Origin of the sequence: Bathymodiolus japonicus methanotrophic gill symbiont (genome assembly GCF_019721995.1) — a bacterium.
Lineage (GTDB): Bacteria > Pseudomonadota > Gammaproteobacteria > Methylococcales > Methylomonadaceae > Methyloprofundus.
Genome location: NZ_BLYC01000079.1, coordinates 1 through 10,265, shown reverse-complemented (window position 1 = coordinate 10,265; position 10,265 = coordinate 1). Strand labels below are relative to the sequence as shown.

The window sequence follows — 10,265 nt, the reverse complement described above, 5'->3', positions numbered from 1 at the left end:
TCATCAGTGTTCCCCTATCAATTGAGGCCGTGAAACTAACCTCGCCACAAGAGAGCTCATAAAGCACTGTAAAGACATTAATTGGGAAACTTCAGTTATCGCATTACCCACTACTAATCACATAGAGCAAGAATATGGATCAAGGAAATCATTACAAGAAGTGCGACCTACAGGTTCATTCACCTAGAGATATAAATTGGAAGGGTGACAGTTGCGTTACGCCAGAAGAACGTAAGGCATATTCAAAAACTTTCGTTAAAGAATGTAGGGAGGCTGGCATAAATGCAGTAGCGGTAACTGACCATCACGATATGGTCTTTTTCGAATACATTAAAGCAGCTTCGAAGGCAGAGCTAGATGAAGGCGGAGATTTAGTTCCCAATGATCAACAGTTGGTTGTTTTTCCAGGTATAGAGCTGACTTTTAACCAACCACCAATGCAGGGTTTACTGATACTTGATGCAAGCTTTCCAGAAGCTTTGTTTCCCACTGTGCTTGGTTCGCTTTCATTAGCTCAAGCAGCAAAGGAAGATTCGAAGACTATCCAAACAGTCGGAATTTCCAGCAATACCATAAACAGTATTGGCGACATCTACAGGAAGCTAGATGGTACGGACGGTGTAAAAGGACGGTACATCTTCCTGCCTCACGTAAAGGATGGTGGCCACAAAACATTGATGAGGGATGGCTTTCACGAAGCTTATGCGAAAATGCCAAGCGTCGGAGGTTATGTCGATGGAAAATTCGAAGGTGGCGGCGTGGGTTACCTCAAGATACTTAATGGAGAGGTTGATGCGTGGGGGTTTAAAACAATTGCCGTTATTCAGACAACCGACTATAGAGCAGATGAAACACTTGCTAATCTTGATACTGCTACATGGATAAAATGGCGTGAGCCAACGGCTGAAGCTTTACGGCAGGCATGTCTCGCAAAGGAGTCAAGGATAAGTCTTGTTGAGCCAGAGCTACCAAATATTTTTATCGAGAAGATTGATGTCACCAATTCCTCCTTTTTATCGAAGTTTGATTTAGATCTAAATCCACAACTAAATTCTATTATTGGAGGCAGAGGATCAGGCAAGTCCACGATATTAGAATACTTGAGATGGGCGTTATGTGACCAGACTGAAGGGTTTGGAAAAGAGGGTGTTCAATCCGATATATTAAAGAGACGTAATACTCTAATAGATAAAACCCTCAAAGAGGTGGATGGTGAAGTTAGAGTTTTCTTTATTGTTAATGGCACTCGACACATAGTAAAACGAAATCCGAAGTCTGAGGATGTGCTGCTGAAAATTGGAGATAGGGATTTTGAGTCGGTCAGGCCAAGTCAGATTCAAGATTTATTACCCATTCAAGCCTATAGTCAGAAACAACTAAGCAGCATTTCGGTTCGGTCAGACGAACTAAGGCGATTTATTGAACAGCCCATTTCAAAAGAAATCGAGGATATAGATTCAAAAGTTGGCGAAGCTTTAGTTGAAGTCAAGTCCGCCTATCAGAAGCTATCAAAAAGTAAGGAGCTTTATACCGATCTAAGAAAAAATGAAATTGAAATAGGCTCTTTCAAATCACAGATAGAAAAACTTCGTGGTGGTCTGAAGGGTATTTCGGAGGGTGATAAGAAAATATTGGATCGGGCAAAATATTATGTGAATGAAAAAAATCGCTTTGATGAGGTTTCTCTTGAGTGTTTTTCCATTCAAGACAGCATACGGCCTTTAAAGGAATTGCTTGAAAAATACAAAGGTAAGGCTAGTGATAGCTCAGAAACATTTGAGAATGAAGACATTCTTAAAGGTCTAAACGAGTCACGAAGTAAATTGTTGGAGGAAGCTTTAAATAAGGTTCAAGAGCTTGAAAAGTTGCGTTCAGATTCAGTTGTGAGGTACGAGGAACTGCGTGCCAATTGGCTTGAGATTAGAAATGCATTTGAACTGGAATATAAGAATGCAAAGGAAAAATCGACATCTAGCCAATCAACTTTGACTGCGATTAAAGAGTTAGAGCAAAAGATAGAAAAGCTTGAGTTGGTGATTAGGCAGAAGCAGTCTTTGTTGTCGGAAGTAGATATGACAGATGAGGTATTTAATAATCTATATGAGAGCTATATTAATTTACAGATATCGAAAATCGATAGGCTGAAAAATTCCACCGAGATATTTACACGGCTGTCTGATGGCCTAATTAAGGCTGATTTTACAAAGACAATTGATGTTGAAAAAATGCACGCTGAGATTAATTCGGTGTTCTCTACGTATAGTCTTAATATTAACAAATCCAGAACGGAGAAATTAGCTGAGTTAGTATCCAATTCCTCAGTGCCATTAATAAAATGGAAAGAAGCCGTGTATGAACTGAAAGCATTGAGCGAATTTAACTCAGCGCCTGATGTTCAAGATGAACTGCCTCATACCCCAGTTCTGGATAGCACAGGTTTTAGCTCCGCCAATAGGAAAAAAATGTCAGAGGCATTAACCAGTGAAGGCCTTTTAAGGCTTGCGTCTATTAAGCTTGATTTTCTTCCGAAATTTTCCTATCAAACAGACAGCACAATGGACGATGAAATACCATTTGAGGAGGCATCAGCAGGACAACAAGCTACAGCATTGCTGAATGTTCTTCTTAACCAAGACGGGTTTCCTTTAATCATAGACCAGCCCGAAGATGATATTGATAATAGAGCAATCGAAAAAATCATCACAAACCTATGGGGATCAAAAAAGAAGAGGCAGATCATCATAAGTAGCCATAATGCAAACCTTGTAGTAAATGGAGACTCAGAGTTGGTTATCTGTTGTGACTACAACGAAACCAGTGAGCAGACTAAAGGCCACATCAAATACGAAGGTTCTATAGACAGGAAAGAAATTAAAAATGAGATAATATCTATTATGGAAGGCGGAGAGCGGGCCTTCAAGCTTAGGAAAGAAAAATACGGGGTCTAGTAGTGAAATTTAATTTGATAGAAAATGCGAAAGATTCTTTGGATCACGCGATTGAAAATATTATTGATAAATCTCGACCTAGGGATGGGTGCTTAAAGAGAGTCATCCAGAATTTGTCTCATGCTGTGGAATTGGTGCTTAAGGAACGACTTGTTCGGGAACACCCTGCTTTTGTTTATACAAAAATAGATCAATATCCGACTAGCGACGCACTGACAGTTACTACAGACTTGGCAGTCCAAAGGCTAGAAAGACTGGTAGGTTTAACGGTTCTGTCGCAAGTATTGTTGGAAATGCAGGAAGCCTAGTCTTCAGGCATAACTATCCTGCTAAAGCCATAAACTGCTTATAAGCAGGAATATTCTCCTCAGACAATTGTCCCTTTCGGATCATATGTGCTGTTTCAATTCCATCAATTGTTGCTTGAGCGGAGTGAAACGCTTTAAAGCCCATCATTGGTTTTGTTATTTTTTTGATAAATCGATGATCCTGTTCGATGATGTTATTCAAATATTTAACCTGTAATATGTCGATCATAGTGGCAAACCCAGCAAGGATTAACAAGAGGTTAATATTGGATAATCCTGCATAGTTAGCGCCACTTTTATCCATAACGACCTTATCAGGAAAGCCATTATTGTTAATCGTTTGTTTGAAAAATGCGGTTGCAGCCTCTTCATCACGGCGCTCAGAAAGCATAAAATCAAGCGTATCACCGTGACTATCAACAGCTCGGTATAAATAGGTCCACTGACCCTTCACTTTGATATACGTTTCATCCATGCGCCACGATTTATTTGTTTCTCGTTTCTGAGATTTAGCTTTTACAGCAATGTCGGGCGAATAACGGATCACCCAACGATTGAGCGTAGCATGATCCACTTCAACACCTCTTTCTTCCATAATTTCTTCAAGGTCGCGATACGAAACGCCATACCTGACATAAAAGAAAACAGCATAAAGAATGACATCTTTTGGAAAGTGAGTGCCTTTGAAGCTGAGCATGTGATCCACCTTTTATTGAAATTTAGAATTATGATAGCAGATAGCGTTGGGAAGGGGGATTTATGCGACAGAACCTATTTTAATCACACAGGCTGATAATGATATTCCACTTGATCTTAAACATATTCGTTATCTTAAATATTTAAATAACAGTGAGGGGCTCACTCTTTTGACAAAATCCTTGGAGGAAAGAATGAAGGAAATCTTAAAATGAGAAATACAACAGTTAAATTAATGGATGTAAAAAATAGCGACTCCCCGATGCATAGTTAGCGCCACTTTTATCCATAACGACCTTATCAGGAAAGCCATTATTGTTAATTGTTTGTTTGAAAAATGCGGTTGCAGCCTTTTTATTTTCTCTTTTTTTGTAATAGAGATTGCTTCTATTTAATCCTAATAATGCACACTGCTGTGTTAGAGGTAGAGTGTTAAGCTTGGGCTCAATCAACTGTTTTCTATCAGATGAGTCCAAGCTTTTTAGCTTTTTTTCGAGCCACTCCTTTTCAACCGTCATTTTTCCTACGATTTTTGTGAGCATCTCATTTTGTTCTTGAGCTGCTAACTACAGCGTTATGATGCGGAGCGAATAAAAGCCGCTATTGACTTTTTGCAAGCCAATTATCAAGAGGTACACGCAGCAGGGCTAGGCAATTTCAAGGCTGTTAATCGAAAGTTAGACACACGTACATTAGGACAATTTTTAAAGAGATTCGGGTTGAAACATAAGCGCGTAGGAAAAAACCTCGCCGGGAATTACCAGATAACTGAGGACTCATTAATTCAAATGCAGGATATTAATAAACGCCGTAAAGCAAAGAAAATCAGTGTCTATAATCAGTCGCAGGCATGGTCTAAAAGCATAGATGGAATAAAGATGGCTGCCTAAAAAAGTCATCGAAAGTTTCAGAACTAATATGAGGGGACAATAAAGATAGTCCCTAAAGACCGGACTTATGCCACTAGCCAAATGATAATATTTTATTCAGCTATGAGTTTATTACAGGGTAAAGGTCTACAGCCCCACGTATTCATTAAAAAAGGGGACAGATAAACTGTTTATATAACACAACCTATTCATCTGTCCCCTTTCAGCAAACACGGGAATATCACTACCCAGAGGAGCCAACAGCACAACCCGAGGTTGGCTTGACTGAAAAGCGACATAACTTAGATTAATAAATAAATTAACACTGCAAAGGATATAGAGAAATGGACAAAAAAACACCCCTGTTGCACCCCGGGGAACGTGGAGAACTTGAAGGACTGATGAAACGCTTTGGCGTGGATGCCAGTTATTAGGTGGAGATCAAGGACTCCATAAAACTTCATTTATTAAATACCTACTCCCTGAGGAACTTCATAAATACATAAAAGACTCTGTTCGCCTAGATACAAAAGACCGGGATTCTATGCTTAATATTCTTAGGTGCTGGATACCTGAACTTGCAGGCCTAGACCCTGCGTTGAAGAAGAAAGGGCTGCCCGAGTTAAAAGGATTTTTGGCAAAAGAGGTGGATGAAATAAGATTAACGTACGCTAGAAAACCTACAGTCATACGTAGGCATGTATCGTGTATGACTTCTGTTGAGGGAGAATATCCACCCAAAGGTGCTAGGTGGGATAGAATGCTTCTACCCGTTATTGCTAAAGGTCGGTTAGATTATCCACGTATTTCTAATTTTGATTATACAGACTTGTGGGCGTTTATATGGCATGCCTATACACATGGGGAGCAATGGTGGCTTACGCCCGAAGAAGAGGCTCTACGTGCGGAAATCTTAGGCTATCCTGACAATAGGTCATTGAAAGATATAGTTTTGGAGGTGTTTGAGTTTACTGCTGACAAAACTGGTGAGGTACTTAGTAACTGAAGTTTCCCAATTATTGAGTAGCTGAAATACACAATGCTGGTGTATCGAGGTTTATTTTAGGTGGTTTTGCCATGCTTTATAGCAAACCCCTACTTAATTCCCCTTAGGCAATAGCATTTGAAACGAATGAAAAGACTATTTTTTTCATATAGTTGTAGCATAGTTTCAATTTTACCATAAATAATTATTGGGAAACTTCAGTTGCAGAATAGACTTGGTTAAATAGATTAAAAACCATACGAGGTATCAATACCTTCGCCAAAATTAAAATACACTCATTTCTATGAATTTTACAGCCTATAAACGGTTGATTTATATAGGTTTAAGATTGTCATTTCTGGCTTAAATTAAAATTGGCGAAGGTACTGTTAAAACATAATTAAAACAGGTATATCACCATGACAAGTACACAACAACGTAGCGAACTACAAAGCCAAATTTGGAAAATTGCGAATGAGGTTCGTGGGTCAGTCGATGGTTGGGATTTTAAGCAGTACGTATTAGGTGCTTTGTTCTATCGGTTTATAAGTGAAAACTTTGCCAGTTACATTGAAGCTGGTGATGGTAGTGTTCATTACGATGCTTTTTCCGATGATGATACACTCATTGCAGGAATCAAAGACGATGCAATTAAAACCAAAGGGTATTTCATCTACCCCAGCCAACTGTTTACCAACATAGCCGATAATGCCAATACTAACGATAACCTAAACACCGATTTAGCCACGATATTTTCCGCTATTGAAAGTTCAGCCAATAGCTACCCTTCTGAACCTGACATCAAAAGGATTGTTCGCTGATTTTGACACGACCAGTAATCGTTTAGGTAATACTGTTGCCGATAAGAACAGTCGCTTAGCTGCCGTACTGAATGGTGTTAAGGGGCTAGGGTTTGGCAAGTTCCAAGACAACCAAATAGATTTATTTGGCGATGCATATGAATTTTTAATTTCCAACTATGCCGCTAATGCAGGTAAATCAGGGGGTGAATTTTTCACGCCACAATGCGTAGCCAAGTTGATTTGCTCAACTGGCGATGCACAAGCAAACAACGGTCAATAAAATTTATGACCCTGCCGCAGGTTCTGGATCCTTATTATTACAAGCAAAAAAACACTTTGATGCGCATATTATTGAAGACGGTTTTTTTGGTCAAGAAATAAACCACACCACCTATAACCTAGCGCGTATGAATATGTTCTTGCACAACATTAACTACGACAAGTTTAATATGATGTTGGGTAATACTCTAACTGAGCCGAAATTTAGTGATGACAAACCTTTTGATGCTATTGTCTCTAACCCTCCCTATTCAGTAAAATGGATTGGTAGCGGAGACCCTACGCTGATTAACGATGAACGCTTTGCGCCTGCGGGTGTATTAGCTCCGAAATCCAAAGCTGATTTTGCTTTTGTATTGCATTCCTTAAATTATTTATCCAGCAAAGGCCGTGCGGCGATTGTTTGCTTTCCGGGGCTTTTTTATCGTGGTGGAGCCGAGCAAAAGATCCGTAAATATCTAGTCGATAACAACTATGTAGAAACCGTTATTTCTTTAGCACCCAACCTGTTTTTTGGCACCACAATTGCGGTTAACATCTTAGTGCTTTCCAAACATAAAACTGAGAACACAACCCAGTTTATTGATGCCAGTGGATTGTTTAAAAAAGAAACCAATACTAATACGCTCACCGAAGAACATATCAAGCAAATTGTAGATTCGTTTGATGATAAAAATAATACCGACTATTTCGCTCAATCGGTAGAACACAATGTTATAGCCGACAATGACTATAATCTATCGGTTAGTGCCTATGTCGAGCCAGAAGACACTCGCGAAAAAATTGATATTACCCAACTGAATGCAGAACTAAAAACAACAGTTTCCAAGATTGACCAGTTACGCACTGATATTGATGTCATTGTGGCTGAGATTGAGGGGGAATAAAGAATGAAGGATGTGAGTTTTATAGAAAAACTCCTAGACGGAGTTGAGGTTGAATGGAAACCGTTGGGGGAAGTTATTAATTTAGAGAAAGGCCGTCAACTTAATAAGGAATTATTAACTGAAAACGGACTTTATCCCGCATACAATGGAGGTATTTCGTATTCAGGATTTACTGACAGTTACAACCATGCTGAAAATACAATCATAGTTAGCCAAGGCGGAGCATCTGCTGGTTTTGTCAATTTTATTACGTCAAAGTTTTACGCTAACGCCCATTGCTATATTGTGCTGCCAATAATTGAAATAGTGCAAAATAGATATATTTATCATTTTTTAGAACTTAATCAAAAAAAGCTAACAAACAAACAACACGGAGCAGGCATACCCGCATTACGAGCAAGAGAGCTTAAAGCTATACAAACCCCCATCCCTCCCCTAAGCATCCAAACTGAAATCGTTCGCATCTTGGACACATTCACTACGCATACAGCTGAACTTACAGCTGAACTTACAGCTGAACTTACAGCACGGGAAAAACAATACAACTACTATCGCGACAAACTCTTAACCTTTGAAGATGGGGAAGTGGAATGGAAGGCGTTGGGGGAAATAGGTGAGTTTATACGAGGAAATGGAATGCAGAAAAAAGACTTCGTTGAAACAGGTTTCCCAGCAATACATTATGGACAAATATTTACCCGATATGCTCTATCTGCCGATAAAACTTTTACCTATATATCTGATGAGTTATCAAAAAAAGCAAGGATAGCAGATAAAAATAATTTATTGATTGCGACAACTTCTGAGAATGATACAGATCTTTTGAAGCCCCTTGCGTGGTTTGGTGAGAAAGCCGCTATTTCTGGTGACATGCTACTATTTAGGCATAACCAAAATGTTAAGTATTTAGCATATTATTTTCAAACAGAAGCATTTCAAAAACAGAAAATAAAACATATCACTGGTGCAAAAGTGCGGAGAGTTTCTGGGAGTAATCTTAAAAAAATGACTATCCCCATCCCACCCCTAGCCGAACAATCCCGGATCGTCATCATTTTAGATAAATTTGATGCCTTAACGCACTCACTCTCTGAAGGCTTGCCACGTGAAATTAAATTGCGCCAACAGCAATATGAATATTATCGCGATTTACTATTACGATTTCCAAAAGTAGAAGGTGAAGCATAGTATGGGGGAGTCGCTAACAGATATTGCAAGGAAACTCAAAGAGTCCTATAAAAAAGTAGAATTGGTTTATGCTTTTAATGGCACGGGTAAGACTCGATTATCGCGTGTGTTCAAGGAGTTAATTGTACCAACCAGCATAGATGATGTTAATGGAGATGACGAGAATGTTGATTTTAGACCATCGGAATTATCCAAAAAAGTTCTTTATTACAGTGCTTTTACTGAAGATTTGTTTTATTGGGATAATGACTTAGATAATGATGAGGAAAGAAAGTTAAATATTCATCCGAACTCATTTACTAATTGGGTTATAAAGGAACAAGGACAGGAACACAACATTGCCAGACATTTTCAGTCGCTTACTAGTGATAAATTAACACCAACCTTTAGTGAAGACCTTTCCTCTGTCTCGTTTTCAATCGAGCGTGGTGATAACGAAAACATAAGCAACATAAAGATATCTAAAGGTGAAGAAAGTAACTTCATTTGGAGTGTTTTTTATAGCGTACTAGATCATGTTATTAATGTATTAAATACTTCCAATCTAAGTGAGCGAGACACTAATGATTTTGATCAACTAGAATATGTATTCATTGATGACCCAGTAAGTTCACTGGATGAGAATCATTTGATTCAGTTAGCGGTAAACTTAGGGTCGCTAATGAAATCGAATGTCTCTAAAGTTAAATTTATCTTATTAACCCATAACACACTTTTTTACAATGTACTTTACAACGAGGTTGGTGCTAAAAACGGGTATATTTTAAGGTGTTTTGGTGATGGAACATTTGATCTTCATAAGAAGCAAGGTGATTCAAATAAAAGCTTTTCGTATCACCTGCATATAAAGCAGTTAATTGAAGAAGCAATCGAGAACAATAGTATTCAACGTTACCATTTTGCATTATTACGTAATTTATACGAGAAAACAGCTAACTTCCTTGGTTACAAGAAATGGTCAGAACTATTGCCGGATGATAAAAAGGTTTACTCATCTCGTGTTATGAACTTTTATCCTCATAACACACTTACTTATGAGGAAGTTGCTGAGCCAACAGAGCCTGAGAAAGAGATGATTAGCTTTCTACTTAGAAATCTTGTAGAAAATTATGGCTACTTAACAATACCTTCGCCAAAATGAAAATACACTCATTTTTATGAATTTTACAACCTATAAGAGATTTATTTATATAGGTGTAAGATTGTCATCTTTTGCTTAAATTAAAAGTGGCGAAGGTATTGACTTAAAGCAAGGAGAATAAAATGACTGACTATACTAATCCTATTGCAGAGTTGAATAAC

Annotated in this window: 7 protein-coding genes and 3 pseudogenes; 8 read left to right on the top strand and 2 right to left on the bottom strand. The window is 38.4% G+C overall.

Translation table 11 applies throughout. The annotated features are described in order from the left end of the window. Nucleotides 1-134 precede the first annotated feature (134 nt). Entirely contained in the window at nt 135-2,948 is a 2,814-nt protein-coding gene (locus K6984_RS29025) for a TrlF family AAA-like ATPase (protein WP_221898473.1), read from the top strand. 2 nt (nt 2,949-2,950) lie between these two features. Then, nucleotides 2,951-3,256 carry a hypothetical protein gene (locus tag K6984_RS29020; protein WP_221898472.1) on the top strand — a complete coding sequence of 102 codons (306 nt, stop codon included), beginning with the start codon at nt 2,951-2,953 and terminating at the stop codon, nt 3,254-3,256. 13 nt (nt 3,257-3,269) lie between these two features. Here K6984_RS29020 and K6984_RS29015 read toward each other — a convergent pair whose 3' ends face one another. Then, complete coding sequence (locus tag K6984_RS29015) at nt 3,270-3,953, bottom strand: IS6 family transposase (RefSeq protein ID WP_221898471.1); 684 nt, start codon at nt 3,951-3,953, stop codon at nt 3,270-3,272. A gap of 46 nt (nt 3,954-3,999) precedes the next feature. On the opposite strand from K6984_RS29015, the gene K6984_RS29010 reads away from it, so the two are divergent. After that, entirely contained in the window at nt 4,000-4,167 is a 168-nt protein-coding gene (locus K6984_RS29010; RefSeq protein WP_221898470.1) for a hypothetical protein, read from the top strand. A gap of 48 nt (nt 4,168-4,215) precedes the next feature. Here the strand turns inward: K6984_RS29010 and K6984_RS31890 are convergent. Then, nucleotides 4,216-4,311 (bottom strand): annotated as a pseudogene (locus K6984_RS31890) (IS6 family transposase); the annotation flags it as partial. Between the two features lie 252 nt (nt 4,312-4,563). On the opposite strand from K6984_RS31890, the gene K6984_RS29000 reads away from it, so the two are divergent. The 5 genes and pseudogenes from K6984_RS29000 to K6984_RS28980 all read left to right on the top strand — a co-directional run bounded on the left by K6984_RS29000 (nt 4,564) and on the right by K6984_RS28980 (nt 10,104). Further along, nucleotides 4,564-4,842, top strand: a complete 279-nt coding sequence (locus tag K6984_RS29000; RefSeq protein ID WP_221898468.1) for a hypothetical protein — start codon at nt 4,564-4,566, stop codon at nt 4,840-4,842. A gap of 418 nt (nt 4,843-5,260) precedes the next feature. Continuing rightward, nucleotides 5,261-5,827, top strand: a pseudogene (locus K6984_RS28995) (VapE domain-containing protein); the annotation flags it as partial. A gap of 398 nt (nt 5,828-6,225) precedes the next feature. Further along, nucleotides 6,226-7,775 (top strand): annotated as a pseudogene (locus K6984_RS28990) (type I restriction-modification system subunit M). A 3-nt stretch (nt 7,776-7,778) separates the two neighbouring features. Continuing rightward, on the top strand, nt 7,779-8,963 hold the full coding sequence (locus tag K6984_RS28985) for a restriction endonuclease subunit S (protein ID WP_221898467.1): 1,185 nt from the start codon (nt 7,779-7,781) through the stop codon (nt 8,961-8,963). Between the two features lies 1 nt (nt 8,964). Continuing rightward, nucleotides 8,965-10,104: an AAA family ATPase gene (locus K6984_RS28980; RefSeq protein ID WP_221898466.1), complete on the top strand. Its 1,140-nt coding sequence runs from the start codon at nt 8,965-8,967 to the stop codon at nt 10,102-10,104. Nucleotides 10,105-10,265: the final 161 nt, after the last annotated feature.

Coding starts and splice junctions, on each gene's coding strand:
- K6984_RS29025 (WP_221898473.1), top strand. CDS start 135: ATGGATCAAGGAAATCATTACAAGAAGTGCGACCTACAGGTTCATTCA.
- K6984_RS29015 (WP_221898471.1), bottom strand. CDS start 3,953: ATGCTCAGCTTCAAAGGCACTCACTTTCCAAAAGATGTCATTCTTTAT.
- K6984_RS28985 (WP_221898467.1), top strand. CDS start 7,779: ATGAAGGATGTGAGTTTTATAGAAAAACTCCTAGACGGAGTTGAGGTT.
- K6984_RS28980 (WP_221898466.1), top strand. CDS start 8,965: ATGGGGGAGTCGCTAACAGATATTGCAAGGAAACTCAAAGAGTCCTAT.